Annotated in this window: 20 protein-coding genes, 3 pseudogenes and 1 riboswitch; of the genes and pseudogenes, 17 read left to right on the forward strand and 6 right to left on the reverse strand. The window is 73.2% G+C overall.

Annotated features, from left to right (window positions below):
• Positions 1 to 95 precede the first annotated feature (95 nt).
• The 10 genes and pseudogenes from ACOJTC_RS17725 to ACOJTC_RS17770 all read left to right on the forward strand — a co-directional run bounded on the left by ACOJTC_RS17725 (position 96) and on the right by ACOJTC_RS17770 (position 8,599).
• Positions 96 to 455, forward strand: a complete 360-nt coding sequence (locus ACOJTC_RS17725; protein WP_088644388.1) for a histidine triad nucleotide-binding protein — start codon at positions 96 to 98, stop codon at positions 453 to 455.
• Positions 456 to 523: 68 nt separating this feature from the next.
• Positions 524 to 1,864, forward strand: coding sequence for a serine hydrolase domain-containing protein (locus ACOJTC_RS17730; protein ID WP_420117728.1), 1,341 nt, complete (start codon positions 524 to 526; stop codon positions 1,862 to 1,864).
• 275 nt (positions 1,865 to 2,139) lie between these two features.
• Positions 2,140 to 2,835: pseudogene (locus tag ACOJTC_RS17735) on the forward strand (PhoH family protein); the annotation flags it as partial.
• 258 nt (positions 2,836 to 3,093) lie between these two features.
• A pseudogene (locus ACOJTC_RS17740) lies at positions 3,094 to 3,642 on the forward strand (LAGLIDADG family homing endonuclease); the annotation flags it as partial.
• 264 nt (positions 3,643 to 3,906) lie between these two features.
• Positions 3,907 to 4,266, forward strand: a pseudogene (locus ACOJTC_RS17745) (PhoH family protein); the annotation flags it as partial.
• A gap of 18 nt (positions 4,267 to 4,284) precedes the next feature.
• Positions 4,285 to 4,758 (forward strand): rRNA maturation RNase YbeY, encoded by a 474-nt coding sequence (ybeY, locus tag ACOJTC_RS17750; protein WP_420117717.1) that lies wholly within the window; start codon positions 4,285 to 4,287, stop codon positions 4,756 to 4,758.
• The gene (locus ACOJTC_RS17755) at positions 4,734 to 6,113 is read left to right on the forward strand and encodes a hemolysin family protein (protein WP_204926477.1); all 1,380 of its coding nucleotides are present in this window, start codon (positions 4,734 to 4,736) and stop codon (positions 6,111 to 6,113) included. The genes ybeY and ACOJTC_RS17755 overlap by 25 nt, the downstream gene beginning before the upstream one ends.
• On the forward strand, positions 6,106 to 6,492 hold the full coding sequence (locus tag ACOJTC_RS17760; protein WP_204926297.1) for a cytidine deaminase: 387 nt from the start codon (positions 6,106 to 6,108) through the stop codon (positions 6,490 to 6,492). Before ACOJTC_RS17755 ends, ACOJTC_RS17760 begins: the two co-directional genes overlap by 8 nt.
• On the forward strand, positions 6,489 to 7,385 hold the full coding sequence (gene era / locus ACOJTC_RS17765) for a GTPase Era (protein WP_204926298.1): 897 nt from the start codon (positions 6,489 to 6,491) through the stop codon (positions 7,383 to 7,385). Before ACOJTC_RS17760 ends, era begins: the two co-directional genes overlap by 4 nt.
• Before the next feature lie 131 nt (positions 7,386 to 7,516).
• Positions 7,517 to 8,599 carry an acyltransferase family protein gene (locus ACOJTC_RS17770; protein WP_420117718.1) on the forward strand — a complete coding sequence of 361 codons (1,083 nt, stop codon included), beginning with the start codon at positions 7,517 to 7,519 and terminating at the stop codon, positions 8,597 to 8,599.
• Between the two features lie 16 nt (positions 8,600 to 8,615).
• Here ACOJTC_RS17770 and ACOJTC_RS17775 read toward each other — a convergent pair whose 3' ends face one another.
• Complete coding sequence (locus ACOJTC_RS17775) at positions 8,616 to 9,392, reverse strand: DUF4097 family beta strand repeat-containing protein (protein WP_357932128.1); 777 nt, start codon at positions 9,390 to 9,392, stop codon at positions 8,616 to 8,618.
• 102 nt (positions 9,393 to 9,494) lie between these two features.
• Between ACOJTC_RS17775 and recO the strand changes: the two genes are divergently transcribed.
• From recO to ACOJTC_RS17790, 3 genes are all read left to right on the forward strand, one after another.
• Positions 9,495 to 10,397 (forward strand): DNA repair protein RecO, encoded by a 903-nt coding sequence (recO, locus tag ACOJTC_RS17780; protein WP_420117719.1) that lies wholly within the window; start codon positions 9,495 to 9,497, stop codon positions 10,395 to 10,397.
• 32 nt (positions 10,398 to 10,429) lie between these two features.
• A complete protein-coding gene (locus ACOJTC_RS17785) occupies positions 10,430 to 11,206 on the forward strand; it encodes an isoprenyl transferase (RefSeq protein ID WP_204926478.1) in 777 nt (258 codons plus the stop codon).
• Between the two features lie 71 nt (positions 11,207 to 11,277).
• Positions 11,278 to 11,463 carry a hypothetical protein gene (locus ACOJTC_RS17790; protein ID WP_420117720.1) on the forward strand — a complete coding sequence of 62 codons (186 nt, stop codon included), beginning with the start codon at positions 11,278 to 11,280 and terminating at the stop codon, positions 11,461 to 11,463.
• Between the two features lie 246 nt (positions 11,464 to 11,709).
• Here the strand turns inward: ACOJTC_RS17790 and gndA are convergent, their stop codons facing one another.
• Complete coding sequence (gene gndA / locus ACOJTC_RS17795; RefSeq protein WP_204926303.1) at positions 11,710 to 13,155, reverse strand: NADP-dependent phosphogluconate dehydrogenase; 1,446 nt, start codon at positions 13,153 to 13,155, stop codon at positions 11,710 to 11,712.
• Between the two features lie 386 nt (positions 13,156 to 13,541).
• On the opposite strand from gndA, the gene ACOJTC_RS17800 reads away from it, so the two are divergent.
• Positions 13,542 to 13,793: a hypothetical protein gene (locus ACOJTC_RS17800; protein ID WP_420117721.1), complete on the forward strand. Its 252-nt coding sequence runs from the start codon at positions 13,542 to 13,544 to the stop codon at positions 13,791 to 13,793.
• A 150-nt stretch (positions 13,794 to 13,943) separates the two neighbouring features.
• Here the strand turns inward: ACOJTC_RS17800 and ACOJTC_RS17805 are convergent, their stop codons facing one another.
• From ACOJTC_RS17805 to ACOJTC_RS17815, 3 genes are read right to left on the reverse strand one after another with little or no spacing between them, the layout of a single operon-like run.
• Positions 13,944 to 14,744 (reverse strand): energy-coupling factor transporter transmembrane component T family protein, encoded by an 801-nt coding sequence (locus ACOJTC_RS17805; protein WP_420117722.1) that lies wholly within the window; start codon positions 14,742 to 14,744, stop codon positions 13,944 to 13,946.
• A 55-nt stretch (positions 14,745 to 14,799) separates the two neighbouring features.
• Positions 14,800 to 16,227 (reverse strand): ABC transporter ATP-binding protein, encoded by a 1,428-nt coding sequence (locus tag ACOJTC_RS17810; RefSeq protein WP_420117723.1) that lies wholly within the window; start codon positions 16,225 to 16,227, stop codon positions 14,800 to 14,802.
• 33 nt (positions 16,228 to 16,260) lie between these two features.
• The gene (locus ACOJTC_RS17815; RefSeq protein WP_420117724.1) at positions 16,261 to 16,851 is read right to left on the reverse strand and encodes an ECF transporter S component; all 591 of its coding nucleotides are present in this window, start codon (positions 16,849 to 16,851) and stop codon (positions 16,261 to 16,263) included.
• Between the two features lie 76 nt (positions 16,852 to 16,927).
• A riboswitch (TPP riboswitch) is annotated at positions 16,928 to 17,033 on the reverse strand.
• Positions 17,034 to 17,144: 111 nt separating this feature from the next.
• Here ACOJTC_RS17815 and ACOJTC_RS17820 point away from each other — a divergent pair.
• Entirely contained in the window at positions 17,145 to 17,978 is an 834-nt protein-coding gene (locus tag ACOJTC_RS17820; RefSeq protein ID WP_420117725.1) for an alpha/beta fold hydrolase, read from the forward strand.
• 123 nt (positions 17,979 to 18,101) lie between these two features.
• On the forward strand, positions 18,102 to 18,605 hold the full coding sequence (locus ACOJTC_RS17825; protein WP_420117726.1) for a DUF6328 family protein: 504 nt from the start codon (positions 18,102 to 18,104) through the stop codon (positions 18,603 to 18,605).
• Positions 18,606 to 18,648: 43 nt separating this feature from the next.
• On the opposite strand, the gene ACOJTC_RS17830 is transcribed toward ACOJTC_RS17825, so the two are convergent.
• Positions 18,649 to 18,816: a hypothetical protein gene (locus ACOJTC_RS17830; RefSeq protein ID WP_204926308.1), complete on the reverse strand. Its 168-nt coding sequence runs from the start codon at positions 18,814 to 18,816 to the stop codon at positions 18,649 to 18,651.
• A 241-nt stretch (positions 18,817 to 19,057) separates the two neighbouring features.
• Between ACOJTC_RS17830 and ACOJTC_RS17835 the strand changes: the two genes are divergently transcribed.
• The gene (locus ACOJTC_RS17835) at positions 19,058 to 20,320 is read left to right on the forward strand and encodes a cellulose binding domain-containing protein (RefSeq protein ID WP_420117727.1); all 1,263 of its coding nucleotides are present in this window, start codon (positions 19,058 to 19,060) and stop codon (positions 20,318 to 20,320) included.
• Positions 20,321 to 20,387: the final 67 nt, after the last annotated feature.

Here is a 20,387-nt window from a genome sequence, read left to right on the forward strand (position 1 = left end):
ACGCAAACCTCTTGATCACCGGGGCAGAGGCGGAAGGGGCGGTGCGGGAGGGGCGGGCGGGGGAGTGGGGGAGGGGTGGTCTTTAGAGTGGGGGGATGGGAGCCGACTGTCTGTTCTGCCGCATCGTCGCCGGGGAGATTCCGGCCACCATCGTCAAGGAGACCGCCACCACCCTGGCCTTCCGTGACATCGGGCCGAAGGCGCCGGTGCACGTGCTGATCATCCCCAAGGAGCACTACGCCGATGTGGCGACGCTCGGTCAGGGTGACCCGGGGCTGGCCGGCGAGGTCCTGGCCACGGCGGCGGCGGTGGCCGAGGACGAGGGGCTGACCGGTGACGGCTTCCGGCTGATGTTCAACACCGGCCCGTACGGCGGCCAGGAGGTCTTCCACGTGCACGCCCACCTGCTCGGCGGCGCGCCCCTGGGCCCGATGCTGGCCCGGGACCTGGTGTGACGTCGACGGTCGACCCGGAAACCGACCCGGACGGCCAGGGGGCATCCACCCGGCGTCGGCTGGAACGGATGGTCCGCAGCACCCAGGCGCAGGCACGGGTGCCGGCCCTGGCGGTGGCGCTGCACCGGGCCGACGGTCCGCTCTGGAGCTTCCAGGTCGGCACCACCGGTAACGACACCGTTCTCGGCCCGGCCAGCCGGTTCCGGATCGGCTCGGTCACCAAGACCTTCACCGCCGTGCTGGCGTTGCAGTGCCGCGACGACGGGCTGCTCGACCTGGACGACCCGCTGGGCCGGCACCTCGACCTGCCCGCGCACGGCGAGCTGACCGTACGCCGGTTGCTCTCGCACACCGCCGGGCTGCAACGCGAACCGTACGGCGACGTCTGGGACACGCTGCGCGCGCCGCAGGTGGACGAGTTGGTCGCCGACCTGGTCCGGGCCGAGCGGGTGCTGCCCACCGGCCGCCGTTACCACTACTCCAACCTGGGCATGGCGCTGCTCGGCCGGCTGGTCGGCGCGCTGCGCGGCGGCACCTGGGCCGAGGTGCTCGCCGACCGGGTGCTCACCCCGTTGGCGCTGACCGGCACCTCGGTCGACCCGGGGCCGCAGGCGGTGACCGGGTTCCTGGTCGACGCGTACTCCGACGAGGCGCATCCGGAGCCGCCGACCGACTTCGGGGCGGTCGGGCCGGCCGGCCAGCTGTGGAGCACCGCGACGGACATGGCCCGGTGGGCGGCGTTCCTCGCCGATCCGGCCGCGCTGGACCCGACCGGGGCGGTGCTCGCCGCGACGACGCTGGACGAGATGCGCTGGCCGGTGACCACCACCGACGAGACGGCCTGGAGGGCCGGCTTCGGGCTCGGGCTGATCCTGGTCCCGTACCCGGACCGGGTGGTGCACGTGGGGCACGACGGCGCGATGCCTGGCTTCCTGGCCGGCGTCTACGGCCGGCGCGGCGGGGACGGCACCCCCGGCGCGATGGGCTGCGCGGTCCTCGCCTCCTCCGGCACCGCCGCCGAGGTGCTGGAACTGCCGCACCGGCTGCTCGCCGCCTCGGCCGAGCACGACCCGGCGGAGATCGTGCCGTGGCGGCCGGGCCCGGGTGCGCCCGGCCCGCTGCGCGGGGTGCTGGGCCGCTGGTGGGGCGAGGGGTTCGAGTACGTCTTCTCCTGGCACGACGGGGCGCTGCGGGCCCGGGGCGCGGACGATCCGGCGGGGCGGCCCCCGGCGGTGTTCGCGCCGACGCCGCAGTCACCTGACGTGTTCCGGACGGTCTCCGGGCGGGAGGTCGGGGAGCTGCTGCGGCTCACCCGCGACGCCGACGGGACGGTGGTCGCGATGCACTGGGCCACCTACCGTTTCACCCGCCACCAGGAGACCTTCGACCGGTACGACTTCCGGGCCTGACCGGCCGGCCCTCGACCTCGGCCGCCAGCCGACGGCCCGATCCGGCTCCCGGGCCTGACCCGCCGGCTCCCGGGCCCTGCATGCCAGCTGCCGGCCCGGTGCCCGCCGCCGGACGGGCCGGGAGGCGGGTACGACCGCCCGGCCCCGCCGGGCGGGACAAGTGACGCGGTGCCGCCGGGCCCGAGCGGATACGATGGGAGTATCGTCCGCACGCCGCGCCAGCAGGGCACGGCGCGAGATGGAAGCAGGTGGCGCAGGGCCCCACGGCCCGACCTATGACCGGCACCCCACCTCCCGGCCCGCCCCGGGTGCAGACCAGGATCACGGTTCCCGACGCCAAGATCATGGTCAACCTGCTCGGCGCGGGCGACGAGATCCTGCGACTCGTCGAACGTTCGGTCACCAGCGACGTGCACGTTCGCGGCAACGAGATCACCATCACCGGCGCGCCCGCGGACAATGCTCTCGCCGAGCGCCTCTTCAGCGAGCTGCTCGAACTGATCGAGAAAGGCGAGACCCTGACCACTGACGCTGTCCGGCGTACCGTCGGCATGCTCGAACAGGGCGGCACCGAGCGACCCGCCGAGGTGCTCACCCTCAACATCCTCTCCCGGCGCGGGCGCACCATCCGCCCCAAGACGCTCGGGCAGAAGACGTACGTCGACTCGATCGACGCCAACACGATCGTGTTCGGCATCGGCCCGGCCGGCACCGGCAAGACGTACCTGGCGATGGCGAAGGCCGTCCAGGCGCTCCAGGCCAAGCAGGTCAGCCGGATCATCCTGACCCGTCCGGCGGTCGAGGCGGGCGAGCGACTGGGCTTCCTGCCGGGCACCCTGAACGAGAAGATCGACCCGTACCTGCGCCCGCTCTACGACGCGCTGCACGACATGCTCGACCCGGAGTCCATCCCGAAGCTGATGGCCGCCGGTACCATCGAGGTGGCGCCGCTGGCGTACATGCGGGGTAGGGCGCAGCCCTACGACGCGAAGGTGCTGACTCCGGAGGGTTTCCGACCGTTCGGGTCGCTGCGGGTCGGTGACCTGGTCATCGGCGCGAACGGGACGCCCACGCCGGTGATCGGCATCTACCCGCAGGGGCCCAAGCAGGTATACCGGGTCACCACGCAGGACGGGGCCTCGACCCTCTGCTGCGGTGAACACCTCTGGACGGTGGCCACCCCGGAGGACAAGCGGCGCGGCGGTCGGCGCACCCTCGAGACGCACGAGATGATCGGCAAGGAACGGCGGGGTCACATCCGCCGGTACGAGCTTCCGGTCGTGGCACCGGTGCAGCTCGAGTCGCAGGACGTTCCGCTCGACCCGTACGCCCTCGGTCTGCTGCTCGGCGACGGCAGCATCTCGTTGCGGACCACCCCGGCCTTCAGCACCGCCGACCCGGAGCTGGCCGACGCGCTCGACGCGGCGCTGCCCGACATCGAGCTGGTGCGCAAGAACAACTACGACTACGTGCTCCGGCACGTCAACGGTCACCGGGGCGGGGTGATCGTCGCCAACCCGGTGACGCTCGCGCTCCGCGAACTGGGCCTTGCCGGTGCGAAGTCGGGGACCAAGTTCGTGCCCGACGTCTACCTGCAGAACAGTCTCGGCGTCCGGCTGGCCGTTCTGCAGGGGCTGCTGGACACCGACGGGGGGCCGGTCGTCCAGGCGGGGCGCACCTGTCGGGTGCAGTACTCGACGACCTCGACCCGGCTGCGGGACGACGTCGTCCACCTGGTCCAGTCGCTCGGCGGAGTGGCGACCTGGCGGGTACGGGAGGCCGAGGGACGCAAGCCCGGTCTGGCCAACGGGCGTCCGGTCCCGTATCGCGCCGACGCCTACGTCGTGGAGATCCGGCTACCGGCCGGTGTCCCGCCGTTCCGCCTGGCCCGCAAGCGCCAGCGGTACGACGAGCACGGCGGCGGGCGGCCGATGCGGTTCATCGACTCGATCATCCCGGCCGGGGTGCAGGAGACGATGTGCATCCAGGTCGCGGCGGAGGACTCGTTGTACGTGACCGACGACTTCCTGGTCACCCACAACACCCTGAATGACGCGTTCATCATCCTGGACGAGGCGCAGAACACCACGCCCGAGCAGATGAAGATGTTCCTCACCCGACTGGGCTTCGGTTCCAAGATCGTGGTGACCGGTGACGTCACCCAGGTGGACCTTCCCGGCGGGACGGCCAGCGGGCTGCGGGTGGTCCGGGAGATCCTGGGCCATGTCGAGGACGTGCACTTCGCGCAGCTCTCCAGCGCGGATGTGGTCCGGCACCGGCTGGTCGGTGAGATCGTCGACGCGTACGCCCGCTGGGACGAGCGGGAGAACCAGCAGGCGCAGGGCGTGCACGCCGTGCCGGGGCGGACCGCCCAGGGCGGCCGGGCCGGCCGACGCCGCTAACCAATCAGAGGAAGACAGTTGTCCATCGAGATCGCCAACGAGTCCGGTGCCGAGGTCGACACCGACGCGGTGCTCGCCGTGGCCCGGCACGCCCTCGACGAGATGGGGGTCAACCCGCTCGCCGAGCTGTCCGTGCTGCTTGTCGACATCGGCTACATGACCGAGCTGAACCATCGCTGGATGGGCGGCGACGGCCCCACCGACGTGCTCGCCTTCCCCATGGACGCGGGCAGCGTCGACCACGGCCCGGGGGAGAGCGCCCCGGCCGGCGGTGAACCGGCACTGCTCGGCGACATCGTGCTCTGCCCGGAGGTGGCGGCCAAGCAGGCGGCCACCGCCGGGCACAGCGCCGCCGACGAGCTGCACCTGCTCACCGTGCACGGGGTGCTGCACCTGCTCGGCTACGACCACGCCGAGCCGGAGGAGGAGCGGGAGATGTTCGCCCTCCAGGCCCGGCTGCGGGCCAGCTGGCGGTCGACCCGGTCCCGGTGATGGACATAGTCGCGGCCGGTCCGACCGCCGGCCTTCCCGATCTTCAGCTGATCTTCTTCGCGGCCGGGCTGGTGGTGCTCGCCGGCCTGATCGCGATGACCGAGGCCGCGCTGGCCGCGGTCTCCCCGGCCCGCGCCGCGGAGCTGGCCCGCGACGGGGCGCGGGGCGCGCGTACCCTCCAGGCCGTCGCCGGTGACGTGGTCCGCCACCTCAACCTGTTGTTGCTGCTGCGGCTGCTCGCCGAGCTGACCGCCACCACCCTGGTCGCCCTGGTCGCGGTGGACAGCTTCGGCGCGGGCTGGCGGGCGGCGCTGGTGACCGCCGGGGCGATGACCGTGGTCAGTTTCGTGGTGGTGGGGGTGGCCCCGCGCACGCTGGGCCGGCAGCACGCGTACGCGGTGGGCCGGGCGGTGGCGCCGTTGGTGCGCTGGCTGGGTCGGGCACTGAACCCGCTGGCCTCGTTGCTGATCCTGATCGGCAACGCGGTCACCCCGGGGCGTGGCTTCCGGGAGGGGCCGTTCGCCACCCAGGTCGAGCTGCGGGAGCTGGTCGACCTGGCCGAGCAGCGGGGGGTGGTGGAGCACGGCGAACGCCAGATGATCCACTCGGTCTTCGCGCTCGGCGACACCATCGCCCGGGAGGTGATGGTGCCGCGCACCGAGATGGTGTGGATCGAGGAGGGCAAGACCCTCTCCCAGGCGCTGGCGCTGTTCCTGCGCTCCGGGTTCTCCCGCATCCCGGTGATCGGGGAGAGCGTCGACGACGTGCTCGGCGTGCTCTACCTCAAGGACCTCATCCGGCGTACCCGGGGCGGCGACCTGCGGGCCCACCAGACGCCGGTGGCCGAGCTGATGCGGCCGGCGACGTTCGTGCCGGAGTCCAAGCCGGTCGACGACCTGCTGTCGGAGATGCAGGCCGCCCGCAACCACCTGGTCATCGTCGTCGACGAGTACGGCGGCACCGGCGGGCTGGTCACCATCGAGGACATCCTGGAGGAGATCGTCGGCGAGATCACCGACGAGTACGATGTCGAGCGCCCGCCGGTGGAGCACCTGGCCGACGGCGCGGTGCGGGTCACCGCCCGGCTGCCGGTGGAGAACCTGGGCGAGTTGTTCGACACCGAGCTGCCCACCGACGAGGTGGAGACGGTCGGTGGCCTGTTGGCGCAGGCCCTGGGGCGGGTGCCGATCCCGGGTGCCGACGCCGAGGTGGCCGGCCTCAAACTGGTCGCCGAGGGCACCACCGGCCGACGTAACCGGATAGACAGCGTGCTGGTCAGCCGGGTGCCGTCGGACGGACCCGATTCCCCTGACAGTCAGCACAGCACCGAGGAGAGGCAACCCGCCGATGCCTGAGACACCCGTCGAGCCGGCCGCCCGGCCCACCCCGTCCGATCCGGCCGAGTTGAGTGCCGAGGACGGCAAGCTGGTCGTGCTGGCCCGTGGTGCCCGTGCCCGGGTGGCCGCGGTGGAGGGCGCGGCGGTCCGCGACCAGGACGGCCGGACGTACGCGGCGGCGAGCGTCGCGCTGCCCTCGTTGACGGTCACGGCGTTGCAGCTCGCGGTGGCGTCGGCGGTGGCGGCCGGGGCGAGTCGGCTGGAGGCGGCGGTGGTGGTGACCGAGGCGTCGACGCTGGACGGGGCGGGTCACGCCGCGGTACGGGACCTGTCCGCCGACGCGCCGATCCACGTGGCCGCGCCGGACGGCACGGTGCTCGGCACGGTGATCGAGTGACCGGCGTGGAGCAGCGGCCGTACCGGGCGGGTTTCGGGTGTTTCGTCGGGCGGCCGAACGCCGGCAAGTCGACCCTGACCAACGCCATCGTCGGCACCAAGATCGCGATCACCTCCAACAAGCCGCAGACCACCCGGCACGTCATCCGGGCCGTGCTGCACCGGCCGGATTCGCAGCTGGTCCTGGTGGACACCCCGGGCCTGCACCGGCCGCGCACCCTGCTCGGCGAGCGCCTCAACGACCTGGTGCGCACCACCTGGACGGAGGTCGACGTGATCGGCCTGTGCATTCCGGCCGACGAGCCGGTGGGCCGGGGTGACCGGTTCATCAGCGGCGAGCTGAGCGAGTTGAAGGCCACCGTCCTCGCCGTGGTCACCAAGACTGACCTGGTCGACAAGCGGCGGCTGGCCGAGCAGTTGCTCGCGGTCAGCGAGCTGGCTGACTTCGCCGCCGTGGTGCCGGTCAGCGCGGTCTCCGGGCACCAGGTGGACACCCTGGTCGACGTGATGACCGGTTACCTGCCGCCGTCGCCGCAGCTCTACCCGGACGACATGCTCACCGACGAGCCGGAGCAGGTGCTGGTCGCCGAGCTGATCCGGGAGGCGGCGCTGGAGGGGGTCCGCGACGAGCTGCCGCACTCGATCGCCGTGGTGGTGGAGGAGATGATCCCCGAGGGTCAGCTCATGAAGATCTACGCCGACGTCTACGTCGAGCGGCCCAGCCAGAAGGCGATCGTGCTCGGCCACCGGGCCAGCCGGCTCAAGGAGGTCGGCACCACCGCCCGCAAGCAGATCGAGGAGCTGCTCGGCACCCGGGTCTACCTGGACCTGCACGTCCGGGTCGCCAAGGAGTGGCAGCGCGATCCGAAGCAGTTGCGCAAGCTGGGTTTCTGATCCCGTACGCCGGGTGGAATTCGGACACTGATATGGGAAGTTTCACGTCAGGCACCGATTAGCAGCGGTTTCACAGGTCGGGTGCGCAGGGTAGGGGACGTCCATCCCGCCCCCGACATAGATGCAGCCTGATGCGTAACCGATATCTGGATCTGCTCCGGTTCCTGGCCATCATCCGGGTCGTGGTCTACCACGTCACCGGGCTGGCCTCGCTGACGCTTGTCTTCCCGGCCATGTCGGTCATGTTCGCCCTGGCCGGGTCGCTGATGGCCGCGTCGCTGGACCGCTGCGGCGTGCCCGCGGTCGGGCGTCGGCTGCGCCGGCTGCTGCCCTCGCTGTGGGTGGTGGCGGCGGTCTTCGTCCCGGCGATGCTGCTGACCGGGCTGGTGTTCACCCCCCGGGTGGTGCTGTGGCTGTTTCCCATCACCGACCCGCCCGCGAACTACTGGGGTGGGCTCGCGCTCAGCCCGATCTGGTACCTGCGGGACTACCTGTGGTTCGTGCTCGCCTCCCCGGTGGCGCTGTGGCTGTTCCGCCGGGCCCCGCTGCCCACCCTGGCCGTCCCCTACCTGCTGTTGATCGCGATCGAGGCGGGTCTGCTGACCACCACCTCGACGGTGTTGCAGCACTTCGGCCTGTACTTCGGCGCCTGGCTGCTCGGCTTCGCCCACCACGACGGGTTGCTGCGCCGGCTGGCCGGCCGGGTGCTGGTGCCGGCGGCGCTGCTGCTGGCCGGGGCCGGCGCCGGCTGGATCCTCACCCACCCCGGGCCGCGCGGCTACGACCTCAACGACATCCCGCTGGGCAACGCCCTGTGGTCGGCGGCGTTCATCCTGGTCGTCATCGGCCGGGCCCCGGCCACCGCCGCCTGGGTGGACCGCAACCGGATCGTCAGCCGGCTGGTGACGATCGCGAACCGGCGCGCGTTGACCATCTACCTGTGGCACATGCCCTTCGTGGTGGCGCTCACCCCGCTGGTCGGGCTGGTCGGCTGGTCGACCCGCGACCCGTGGGGGCTGGCGATCCGGGTGGTGCTGGTCTTCCTCCTGGTGGGCGTGGTGACCCTGCTGGTCGGCTGGGTCGAGGACGTGGCGGCCCGCCGCCGCCCCGAGCTGGGCCCCGGCCGGCGGCCGGCCCGACCGGGGCCGGCGATGCCCGTCGTCCCGGCCCCCCGGACGGCCGGGGCCGACGCCGCCGGGACCAGGGCCCGCTGAGGTACGCCGGGACGCCTCAACGCTGCACGACCGTCACGTTCCCGCTGCCGGTCTCGAGGTCGAGCACCAGCGACGCCGTCGGATCGTTGGTCACCCCGATCTCGGCCTCCCCCGAGTCGACGTTCGACTTCACCCGGTAGCGGCCCGCCGGCACCGTCAGCTCGACGTCCCCGCTGCCGGCGTGGGCCCGCGCCGAGGCCGCGGTGCTCAGCAGGAGCGTGATGTTGCCGGAGTCGGTCTCGGCGAAGACGTCGCCACCGAGCCGGGTGCCGGTGACGTCACCGGAGGACGCCCGCAGGTCGACCGGGCCGGTGACGTTGAGCACCTCGATGTTGCCCGAGCCGGTCTCGGCCCGCACCGGGCCGCTGGCGTCGGCGATCCGCAGGTTGCCCGAGCCCAGGGAGAAGTCGACCGATCCGATCTTGGCCAGCTCGACGTCGCCGGAGCCGGTCTCGCCCTGCACCCGCACCCCGGGCGGGGCGGTCACCTCGTACGACACCGAGCAGCGGGGGCCGCAGCCGGTGTCCAGCACCAGTTCGTCGCCGGTGATCTGGTACGTGGTGTCGGGCTGGTCACCCTGGTAGCGGAGCACCCGCTTGACGCGTACCCCGGTGGCCGGGCCGGTGGCCCGCACCACGACGTCCCCGGAACCGGGCCGGACGGTGATCCGGGCGATCGTCGCCGTCTCGGTGGTGTCGAAGTCCAGCCGCCGGAACGCCAGTGTGTCGCACCCGGTGGCGAGGATGAGGGCGGCGGTCGCGCCCAGGGCGACCACGCTGCGGGGAAGTGCCATGACCAGCAACCTACGACCGCCGCACCCCGGCGCACATCCGGGGCGCGGCACCCACCCACCCCGATCCGACCCTGATTTCCCACCCCGAGAGAGAATGACCCGATGGCCGGGTACCGCCGACAGCTCTACCGCGACGACGCGGTGGTGCTGCGTGTGCAGAAGCTGGGCGAGTCCGACCGGATCATCACGCTGCTGACCCGCCGGCACGGCCGGCTGCGGGCGGTGGCCCGGGGGGTACGCCGTACCACCAGCAAGTTCGGTGCCCGGCTGGAACCGTTCGGGCACATCGACCTCCAACTCGCCGGGGACCCGAAGGGCAACACCGGCAGCTCGCTGCACAGCGTCAGCCAGGTCGAGGGCATCGACCTGTACGGCCGGCGCTTCCTCGGGGACTACCCCCGGTACACGGCGGCGAGCGCGATCGCGGAGACGGCCGAACGCCTCACCCCCGTCGAGCGGGAACCGTCGCTGCGGCTGTTCCAGCTCACCCTCGGCGCGCTCAAGGCGCTGTCGCTGGGGGAGCACGCCACCACGCTGGTGCTCGACGCCTACCTGCTGCGCGGGATGAGCCTCGCCGGGTGGGCGCCGGCACTGACCGCCTGTGCGGTCTGCGGCACCCCGGGGCGGCACCGGGCGTTCTCCGTACCGGCGGGTGGCGCGGTCTGCCCGGACTGCCGGCCGCCCGGCGCGGCCCACCCCGCGCCGGCCACCATCGACCTGATGCCCGCCCACCCCCGCGGCGACTGGCTGGGCCCCCACGCCACCGCCACCGGGGTACGCCGGGAGTGCAGCGGCCTGGTCGCGGCGCACCTGCAGTGGCACCTGGAACGCGCGCTACGCTCGCTGCCGCTGGTCGACCGGGGCGGTGCGCCGGACACCGGCCCGGTGGGCGGTGTACCGGTGGGTGGTGGCGGGCCGGCCGGGGACGACGGCGGTGCGCCGGGTGGCCGGGTGGTGCCGCCCCGGGTCGGTGTGGAGGGTGTGGACAGGGAGATGACCGAGTGATCCGATCGTTGAGGTCCGGCTGGCGGGAGCCGGTGCCACCGACCCCGCACCCGTCGGGGGCACGTCCACCGGCGTTGCCCGCCGAGGCGCTGCCGAAGCACGTCGCGGTGGTGATGGACGGCAACGGCCGCTGGGCCAAGGAGCGCGGTCTGCCCCGCACCAAGGGCCACGAGCAGGGCGAGTTCAGCCTCTTCGACACCGTGGAGGGGGCGATCGAGCTGGGCGTGCCCTACCTGTCGGCGTACGCCTTCTCCACCGAGAACTGGCGGCGCTCGCCGGACGAGGTCCGCTTCCTGATGGGCTTCAACCGGGACGTCATCCGCCGCCGCCGCGACCAACTGGTCGACCTGGGGGTGCGGGTGGTCTGGTCGGGGCGGGCGGGCCGGCTGTGGAAGAGCGTCATCTCCGAGTTGCAGACCGCCGAGGAGATGTCCCGGGGCAACTCGACGCTGACCCTCCAGTTCTGCGTCAACTACGGCGGCCAGGCCGAGATCGCCGACGCCGCCGCCGCGATCGCCCGGGAGGTGGCCGCCGGTCGGCTCGACCCGGACAAGGTCACCGAGAAGACCGTGGCGAAGTACCTCTACCACCCGGAGGTCCCCGAGGTCGACCTCTTCCTGCGCCCCTCCGGCGAGGAACGGATCTCCAACTTCATGCTCTGGCAGTCGGCGTACGCGGAGCTGGTGTTCCTGGACACCCTCTGGCCGGACTTCGACCGCCGCCACCTGTGGTACGCCTGCGAGCTGTACGCCCAGCGGGACCGCCGGTTCGGTGGCGCGCTGCCCAACCCGGTCGCCCCGCCGCGCTGACCGGACCACGGTTGGTGATCTCACCGTCGGGGTATCCCCTGGTGAGCAGCCAATCGCGGAGGTGAGCACTCATGATTCAGAAGCGGATCGCACAGTGGGCGGTCATGGCGGTCGCCGTGCCGCTGGCCGCGGCGGGCGCCCGCCGGCTGAGCCACACCCTGGAGGCCCGTCGCGGCCCCAGCGGGGTGAGCCGGATGCTGAGCCGGGGCGCCGACGTGCTGCGCCCGCGCAAGGCCCGCCGTCGGCGGTTCTGGTGACCGCCGCCCGGCCGGCCGTACACCGCTGACCACCCCCGGCAACGGGCCGACGGATGCCGCGCCCCTGCCGGTCACCTGTCGGCCCGGAGCGCCGTGGCCCGGCGCCCGGGCCCGGGCGTGAGAATGCCCCGCCGTCGCGGCACGTGCCGCAACAGCGGGGCATTCGTCATGTCCTACCGGCCCCGGGCGGACGGGCCGCCCCGGTGCCGGTGCGGTGTGGACACCGCACCGACGTCGGCGGGCTGGTCAGCCGGCCACTTCGGAGCGGTCGGCGGTCGCCCACAGGGTGTGGAACGCGCCCTCCCGGTCGATCCGGTGGTAGGTGTGCGCGCCGAAGTTGTCCCGCAGGCCCTGGATCAGGGCCGCCGGCAACCGCTCCGCGCGCAGCGCGTCGAAGTAGGCGAGCGACGAGGAGAAGGCCGGGGTGGGCACACCTGCCCGCGCCGAGTCCGCCACCACCCGACGCCAGCTCGGCACGCCGTCGCTCACCGCGTCGGCGAAGTACGGCGCGACCAGCAGCGTCGGCAGCTCCGGCTGCGAGTCGTACGCCTCCCGGATGCGGTCGAGGAAGCGCGCCCGGATGATGCAGCCGCCCCGCCAGATGGTGGCGGTGCCACCCAGGTCGATGTCCCAGTGGTACTCGCGGCTGCCGGCCCGGATCTGGTCGAAGCCCTGCGCGTACGCGACGATCTTGCTGGCCAGCAGTGCCCGGCGGACGTCCTCGACGAACGCGTCCCGGTCCTCGACCTGCCACTTCTCGCCCGCGTCGCCGAACGTGCGGCGGGCCGCCTCGCGCTGACCGGCGTGCCCGGACAGCGACCTGGCGAAGGTCGCCTCGGCGATGCCGGTGATCGGGATGCCCAGGTCGAGGGCGATCTGCACCGTCCAGCGGCCGGTGCCCTTCTGCTCGGCCTGGTCGAGCACCACGTCGACGAACGCCTTGCCGGTGGCGGCGTCGGTGTGCGCCAGCACGTCGGCGGTGATCTCGATGAGGAACGACTCCAGCTCGCCGGTGTTCCACTCCCGGAAGATCTCCGCGATCTCCGCCGGGGTCGCCCCCAGCCCGGCCCGCAGCAGGTCGTACGCCTCGGCGATGAGCTGCATGTCGGCGTACTCGATGCCGTTGTGGACCATCTTGACGAAGTGGCCCGCGCCGTCGGGGCCGACGTGCTGGCAGCAGGGGACGCCGTCCACCTGCGCGGCGATCTTCTCGAACATCGGGCCGAGCTTCTGGTAGGACTCCGCCGAGCCGCCCGGCATGATGCTCGGCCCGAGCAACGCGCCCTCCTCGCCACCGGAGACACCGGTGCCGACGAAGTGCAGCCCGTGCTCGCGCAGCGTCTCCTCCCGGCGGCGGGTGTCGGCGAAGTGGGCGTTGCCGGCGTCGACGACGATGTCGCCCTCCTCCAGCAGCGGCACCAGCTCGTCGATGACGGCGTCGGTGGGGGCGCCCGCCTTGACCATGACGATCACCGCGCGGGGCCGCTCCAGCGAGCCGACGAAGTCGGCCAGGGACTCCGACGGCACGAAGGTGCCCTCGTCGCCGTGCTCGGCGACCAGGCTGCGGGTGCGCTCCGGGGAGCGGTTGTGCACCGCCACGGTGAACCCGTTCCGGGCCAGGTTGCGGGCCAGGTTGCGACCCATCACCGCCAGCCCGGTCACGCCGATCTGCGCCGTCGCCTGTTGCGTCATGTCGTACCCGCCACCTCTCACGTCACCTGTGTGCTGTGAACCTATCGCGCGCCCGCGAGGGCCGGCAGCCGCCGTCCACCCAGTGTCACAGGGTGGTCGCGTACGCCCGGCGGGGGTCGCCGCCGTCGGCGCGACGGGGTCGGAAAAGCGGGTGCGCCGGGTGCGGGGGTGGGTTAGCGTGACGGCATGCGCATCTGACGCCCTTCTCTCCAGAGCCGACCCGCCGCCGTGGCCGTGGGTCCGCGTGCTCGGGCGTCCGCGTTTCCCACTCCTCCCCGCAGGGGGATGACCCGTGGCCGGTCGTCCGGAGCCGATCCCGTCCGTCGACCGCCCGCCCGCCGTCCGCGTGGCAGGGTGGCCCTCCGCACCTCGTCAGGAGGCAGCGTATGCCCGCCAAGCGCAGTCCGAAGAAGTCCCGTCGTCCCGTACCGTCCCCGGTGGAGGTGGACCCGACGGCGCTCGCGGCACTCACCGTGACGCCCGCGCACCCGGTTTCCCTCGCCGTCGCGTCGTCCCACCCGGACGCCGCCGCCCGGCAAACTCCGCCCCCTCCGCCGTCGCGGTCGGGCCGGTCGGTCCGGGCCGGCTCCACCACCGCCCAGGGCCAGAACCGGCGGTACGCCTTCCGCCGCAGCTGACCCGCCCGGCGGGGGCCCGCCTCGGCCGGGGGCCCGCCTCGGCCGGGGGCCCGTTACGCCAGATCGCCGAAACAGCGGTGTCCGAGTCCTCGGATACCGCTGTTTCGGCTCAATGGCGCCGGCGGCCTGCCGCTCGGCGGGCCGGGTGGGTCAGCCGATCAGGGGGCGGAAGGTGCCGAGGGCGACGCTGACCGCGAGGGCGCTGCCGGCCAGGGCGGCCGCTCCGGCGACGAGCAGCCAGTCGGCCGGGCGGAACACCTGCCGGCGGGCCACCGTACGCGGGGTGCCGGCGTCGAAGCCCCGGGCGTCCATCGCCACCGCCAGCCGGGTGCCGCGCCGGATCGCCCCCACCAGCAGGGCGAACGCCGTGGCGGCGAAGAGCCGCAGCCGGGCCAGCGGGTTACGGCCGGCGTCCACCCCCCGGGCCCGGCGCGCCATGGTCAGCATCTGCCACTCCTGACCGAGCAGCGGCACCAGCCGGAACGCGGCCAGTGCGCCGATGGCGAAGCGGGCCGGGGCCTTCGCGTTCTGCACCAGCGCGTCGGCCAGGTCGGTCGGGTCGGTGGTCGCGAAGACGATCACCCCGGGCAGGGCGACCGCGAGCATCCGCAACACCAGTCCCAACGCGGTGACCAGCACTCCCGAGGTGACCAGCAGCGGTCCGGCCTCCCCGAGCACCCGGCCGGAACGGTCGGCGGCGAACAGCACCAGGGTGACCAGGATGCCGACGGCACCGGCCAGCAGTGGCAGGGCCCGCCGGGCCAGCACCCGGTAGCGGATGCCGAACAGTGGCAGCAGCGCCAGTTCCATGGCGATCGCCACCGCGGGCGCGACCGGGTCGAGGCTGGCCACCAGCAGGAAAGAGAAGACCAGACCGGCCGCGAGCTTCGCCACCGGGTTGCGTCGGGCCAGCGGCGCACCGGGCGTCGCGACGGGTTCCAGACCGATCACGACCGCCCCCACGCCCGTGGACGGGCGGTGGTGCGGGGGCGCGGTGCGGGGGCGGTCACGGCTGCTCCCGGGCGGGGCGCAGGGTGACCGCCCGGTCGGCGAGCGCGGCGACGAAGTCCCCGTCGTGGGTGACGGTGACCACGCCGTGTCCGGCGTCACGCAGGTCGGCGAAGAGGTCGACCAGCTCACCCCAGGTGCGGCGGTCCTGGCCGAAGGTGGGTTCGTCGCAGATCAGCAGCCGGGGCGCGGTGGCCAGGGCGGTCGCCACGCTGAGCCGCCGGGCCTCCCCACCCGAGAGGGTGTACGGGTTGGCCCCGGCGAGCCGGGTCAGCCGCAGCCGCTCCAGCAACTCGTCCACGGTGGCCCGGACGGACGGTTCGGGGCGACCCGTCCGGCGCGGACCGAGGGCCAGTTCGTCGCGGACGGTACGGGTGACGAACTGGTGCTCCGGGTCCTGGAAGACCGAACCGATCCGACCGGCCAGGGCGGGGGCCCGCCACCGGTGCGGGGGCGTACGGGTGTCCCCGTCGGCCAGGGCGGCGGTGGCGGTCAGCCGGCCGGCCCCGGGGCGGAGCAGGCCGCCGAGCAGCAGCGCGAGGGTGGACTTGCCGGCTCCGTTCGGGCCGAGGACGGCGAGCGCCTCGCCGGCGCGTACGGCAAGGTCGGTGGGGGCCAGCCGGGGCGGCAGGCCGAGCCGGTCGGCGGTGAGCAACTCCGCGCCTGGCGGCCCGGCGGCCCGCCGGGTCACCGTGGGGTGACCGGGCACCCACACCCCCTCGGCGGCGAGCGCGGCCCCGTGCGCGGCGAAGACCGCCTCCGGGGTCCCGTCGGCCCGGACCCCGCCACCGGGAGCCAGCACCACCACCCGGTCGACCAGGGGCAGGGCGTCGGCGACCCGGTGTTCGACCAGGACCAGGGTGGTGTCGGGGTCCAACGCGCCGGCCACCGCCGTGCGGACCAGGTCCGCGCCGGCCGGATCGAGGTTGGCGGTCGGCTCGTCGAGCAGCAGCAGCCCCGGCCGCAGCGCCAGCACCCCGGCCAGGGCGAGCCGCTGCTGCTCGCCGCCGGACAACGCCGCGGTGGGCCGGTCCCGGTGGTACGGGAAACCGACCCGGCGCAGCGCCTCGTCCACCCGGGGCCAGATCTCGTCGCCGGGTACCCCCCGGTTCTCCAGGCCGAACGCGACGTCGTCGCCGCAGCGGGCCATCACGAGCTGGGACTGCGGGTCCTGGAAGACGGTGCCGACCCGTTCGCGGGCCTTGGCCGGGTCGAGGCCGTCGATCTCGACGGTGCCCTCCTGCTCGCCGGAGTCCGCCGGCAGCAGCCCGGCCAGCGCGGCGAGCAGGGTGCTCTTGCCGGCCCCGGACGGCCCCAGCAGCAGCACCCGTTCCCCGTGGTCGATGCGCAGGTCGACCCCGCGTACCGCCCAGGCCCGCCGCCCGGCGTGCCGCCAGCCGAAGCCGACCAGCCTCACCCCGGCCACACCGCCGACCCTTCCCCGCTCGCCACGGCAGCCTCAGACGAGGGTGCGGTCGCGGGCGGCGGGGAACCGGTCGAGCACCCCGGTCTCGGCGAGCGCCCGGGTCAGGTACCAGCCGCCGACACCGGCGACGACGGCGGCGCTGAGCACGGTCAGCGCCGCGTACGGCAGGCGGTAGCTGGTCAGGGCGTACTCGGCGTTCCAGACGAAGAAGTCGAACAGGGCGGCGCTCAGCCCGGTCATCGCCCCGGCGAGCACCGCCACCGGCAGCCGGTACGCCCGGTAGCGGAACGCGGCGAAGGCCAGCTCCGCGCCGAGACCCTGGATCAGGCCTTGGACGATGGTGACGCCGCCCCACTCCGCACCGAGCAGCGCGGAGACGGTGGCGGCGACGGCCTCGCAGAACAGGGCCGCCCCCGGCTTGCGGATCACCAGGCCGCCGAGCACGGCCGGGACGAGCCACACCCCGTACATCACGGCCTGGCTGGCCGGTGCGGCGGCGAAGACCGGGTCGGCGGCCTTCCAGACCAGGCCCCAGGCCCAGAAGATGACCCCGAAGGCCACGGCGATCACGGCGGCGACCACGATGTCGATCGTGCGCCACCGGTTGGTGGTGGTGTGCTGCATGTCGGTGCTCCCAGTCCAGAAGATCGAACCAGGAGAAGACGCACGCCGCGCCCGGCGGCAGCCGGACGGCGGCGCGGCTGGAGGTCGACCGAACTCCCTGCGCTGGCATTACCCAGATCAGGTTCGAGGGTCTGCGGGCGGTGCCCGCACTCTCAGCGCTGTGCGCTCCCCTGTCGGATGTGAAGTTGTCTCGGCAGACGCTAGCACCGACCTGCGGCAACGGCCCAGCAGGTCATGGTTCCCGGCATTCGACGCCCGGGCGGGGGCCCGGGTCGCTGGGTAGTCTGACGATCATGCGGGTAGCGGCGCGGGGACTGACGTTCGACGTACGGGCCGGTGGCCCGGAGGGCGGCGACGTGGTGCTGCTGCTGCACGGCTTCCCCCAGCACGGTGGGGAGTGGGACGCGGTGGTGCCGGCCCTGCACGCCGCCGGGCTGCGCACGTACGCACCCGACCAGCGGGGTTACTCGCCCGGTGCCCGTCCCACGGAGGTGGCCGACTACCGGCTGCCGGAGCTGGTCGCCGACGCGGTGGCGGTGCTGGACGCGCTGGGCGTCGACACCGCGCACGTGGTGGGGCACGACTGGGGCGCGGTCGTCGCCTGGGCGTTGGCCGCAGGGCACCCGGAGCGGGTGCGTACCCTCACCGCGGTCTCGGTGCCGCATCCGGCCGCCTTCGGGTACGCGCTGGCCACCGACCGCCGGCAGCGGGTGCGCTCGTCGTACATGGCGTTGTTCCGCCGGGCCGGCCTGGCGGAGAAGGTGCTGCTGGCCGGGCGGGGGGTGGTGCTGCGCCGGCTGCTGTCCGGCGTCGGCGACCCGGCCCGGGTGGCCGGGTACGCCGGGCCGCTGCGGACGCCCGGCGCGTTGACCGGGGCTCTGAACTGGTACCGGGCGATGTCGGGTCGGGACATGAAGGCGGTCGGTCCGGTGGGCGTGCCGACCAGCTACGTGTGGAGCGACCGGGACGTGGCGATCGGACGGGCCGCCGCGCAGGCGTGCGTCCGGCACGTGTCGGGGGACTACCGGTTCGTGGTGCTCTCCGGGGTGACCCACTGGATTCCCGACGAGGCGCCGGGCCCGCTGGCCGAGGCGATCCTGGCCCGGGTGCGCGGGTCGGCCCGATGATGTCGGCGCAGCGGCTCGATCGGGGTTCGTGAATCGGTTTCGGGCGGTTGCGGATCGGGCACAGGCGTTGCTGCCGACGGGGGGTACCCCCGTCGGTCGTACCGTCTGAACCGGAGGTAACGCGTGTCGAAGGAATCCGAGAAGCAGCGATGGCAACGCAACTTCGCCGATCTGCTCCAGGAACTGCGGGTCGCCCAGACCGGCGTGCAGATCCTCTTCGCCTTCCTGCTGACCCTGCCGTTCAGTAACGGGTTCACCCGGACCAGCGAGTTCCAGCGGGACGTCTACATCCTGGCCCTGCTGTCCGCCGCCGCGGCCACCGCGATGATCATTTCGCCGGTCGCCTTCCACCGGGCGCTGTTCCGCCAGGGCCGCAAGCCGGAACTGGTCCGTTTCGCGCACCGGATGGCCTCCGCTGGCCTGGCCTTCATGCTGGTCGCGATGGTGAGCGCGGTTCTGCTGATCGCCGACTTCGTGCTCGACACCGGCATCGCCGTGGTGCTCACCGTGATCACCGGCCTGTGGTTCATGACCTTCTGGGTGATCCTGCCGTTCGCCCGACGCAACTGGGGCGACGACGACATCGACGACGACGATGACGACCCGGTGGTGCTGAACGGCGACTGATCCCGCCCGTTGGGTGGTGCGACGAGTGCGGTGGGCCGGGGGGTCAGCGGGCGATGGCCCAGGCCAGCACGGCCGCCAGGATGAGCCCGTTGAGCAGCGCCAACACCAGGTACGCCTGCGGCGGGATCTTGCGTCCGCGCCGGACGAAGCTGACCAGCACGGCGGCGTACGCCAGCAGCAGCACGGCGATCACGATCAGGAAGTAGAGCACCGCACCACCCTAGACGAGCCGGTCGTGGTGCCCGACGACCGAGCGCGACCGCCCGCGGCCCGGTGCGGCGTCGCCTGGCGTGCCGGCCCGACCGGGCGGAGGTGGGAGAGCAGATTAATATCGAGTAACATCGATTTTTGCCTCCTCTCGTCCCGGGCTGCGGCCATCGTCGCGGGGCTCGGGCGGCCGTCCAGATGGGGGCGGGCGACGCCGGCCCGGCACCGGCGACTAGGAGCAGATGATGAGAGCAGCGCGGCGACGTATCGCCGGACTCGGCGCGATCACACTGGCGGTCCTCGCGGGCGGTGTGGCGGTCGCGGCGGGCAACGCCACCGCGGCGGCCACCGGCTGCCGGGTCGACTACAAGGTCACCAGCGAGTGGCAGGGCGGCTTCGGCGCGGACGTCACCATCACCAACCTCGGCGACCCGGTCACCGGCTGGACGCTCACCTGGGCGTTCGCCCGCGGGCAGCGGGTCAGCCAGGCGTGGAACGCCACCGTCACCCAGAGCGGGACGGCGGTCAGCGCCACGGACGTCGGCTACAACGGCACCATCGGGACCGGGGCCGCCGTCAGCTTCGGGTTCAACGGCGCGTGGACCACCGCCAACCCGGTGCCCACCGCGTTCGCGCTCAACGGGGTCTCCTGCACCGGCGCGACCCCGACCGTCACCCCCTGCCCGCCACCGTCCACCCCGCCCACCCCCACCCCGACCCCGACCCTCACGCCCACGCCGCCCCCGACCCGGACGCCGACCCCCACCCCGACGCCCACGACACAGCCGCGGGTCACCGTGTGGCTGGCGGGGGACTCCACGGTCGCCAACCCGTCGTCCAGCGGGGCCTGCCCGGTGGGCTGGGGCAACCAGTTCGGCCAGTACCTCAACGGCAACGCCACCGTGGTCAACAGCGCGGTCGGCGGGCGCAGCATCCAAACCTGGCTGTACGACCCGAACGTCACCACCACGATGAACGCGGCCGGCGAGTGCGTGATCAACCCGCAGACCTACTCGACCCGCTGGCAGGCGATGCTCAACGCCAACGGCGGGATGAAGGCCGGCGACTACCTGTTCATCCAGTTCGGCATCAACGACGGCAGCACCACCTGCAACCGGCACGTCGGCTCGGCCCGCTACAAGGAACTGCTCGGCGTGATGGCCCGCGCGGCCCAGCAGCGCGGCGCGTACCCGGTCTTCCTCACCCCGGCCGCCGCGATCACCTGCTCGGGTAGCACCGCCGTGGGCAACCGGGGCTTCCTCACCGAGACCTTCGACGCGGGTCGGGCCAACAACGTCCCCGTCATCGACCTGCACAAGCTGAGCTACACGCTCTACAACACGCTGAAGCTGTGCCCGAACAACGGCGACTACAACTCGGGCGCGGTGGGCGCGTTCTTCTGCGCCGACCACACCCACTTCGAGACGGCCGGGGCCCGGCAGATCGCCGGCGTGGTCGCCACCGCCCTGCGTAACCAGCAGCTCGGCCTCGCGGCCTACCTGCGCTGACTACGTGCGGTGGGGGGGGCCCGCCCCCGGGGCCCCCCCCCCCGGCGCGGGCCGCGAGGCCGGGGGG

It is taken from the genome of Micromonospora sp. (assembly GCF_048594385.1).
GTDB lineage: Bacteria > Actinomycetota > Actinomycetes > Mycobacteriales > Micromonosporaceae > Micromonospora > Micromonospora wenchangensis.

Coding starts and splice junctions, on each gene's coding strand:
- ACOJTC_RS17725 (WP_088644388.1), top strand. CDS start 96: ATGGGAGCCGACTGTCTGTTCTGCCGCATCGTCGCCGGGGAGATTCCG.
- ACOJTC_RS17730 (WP_420117728.1), top strand. CDS start 524: ATGGTCCGCAGCACCCAGGCGCAGGCACGGGTGCCGGCCCTGGCGGTG.
- ACOJTC_RS17760 (WP_204926297.1), top strand. CDS start 6,106: ATGCCTGAGACACCCGTCGAGCCGGCCGCCCGGCCCACCCCGTCCGAT.
- ACOJTC_RS17770 (WP_420117718.1), top strand. CDS start 7,517: ATGCGTAACCGATATCTGGATCTGCTCCGGTTCCTGGCCATCATCCGG.
- ACOJTC_RS17775 (WP_357932128.1), bottom strand. CDS start 9,392: ATGGCACTTCCCCGCAGCGTGGTCGCCCTGGGCGCGACCGCCGCCCTC.
- recO (WP_420117719.1), top strand. CDS start 9,495: ATGGCCGGGTACCGCCGACAGCTCTACCGCGACGACGCGGTGGTGCTG.
- ACOJTC_RS17790 (WP_420117720.1), top strand. CDS start 11,278: ATGATTCAGAAGCGGATCGCACAGTGGGCGGTCATGGCGGTCGCCGTG.
- gndA (WP_204926303.1), bottom strand. CDS start 13,155: ATGACGCAACAGGCGACGGCGCAGATCGGCGTGACCGGGCTGGCGGTG.
- ACOJTC_RS17800 (WP_420117721.1), top strand. CDS start 13,542: ATGCCCGCCAAGCGCAGTCCGAAGAAGTCCCGTCGTCCCGTACCGTCC.
- ACOJTC_RS17815 (WP_420117724.1), bottom strand. CDS start 16,851: ATGCAGCACACCACCACCAACCGGTGGCGCACGATCGACATCGTGGTC.
- ACOJTC_RS17820 (WP_420117725.1), top strand. CDS start 17,145: ATGCGGGTAGCGGCGCGGGGACTGACGTTCGACGTACGGGCCGGTGGC.
- ACOJTC_RS17835 (WP_420117727.1), top strand. CDS start 19,058: ATGAGAGCAGCGCGGCGACGTATCGCCGGACTCGGCGCGATCACACTG.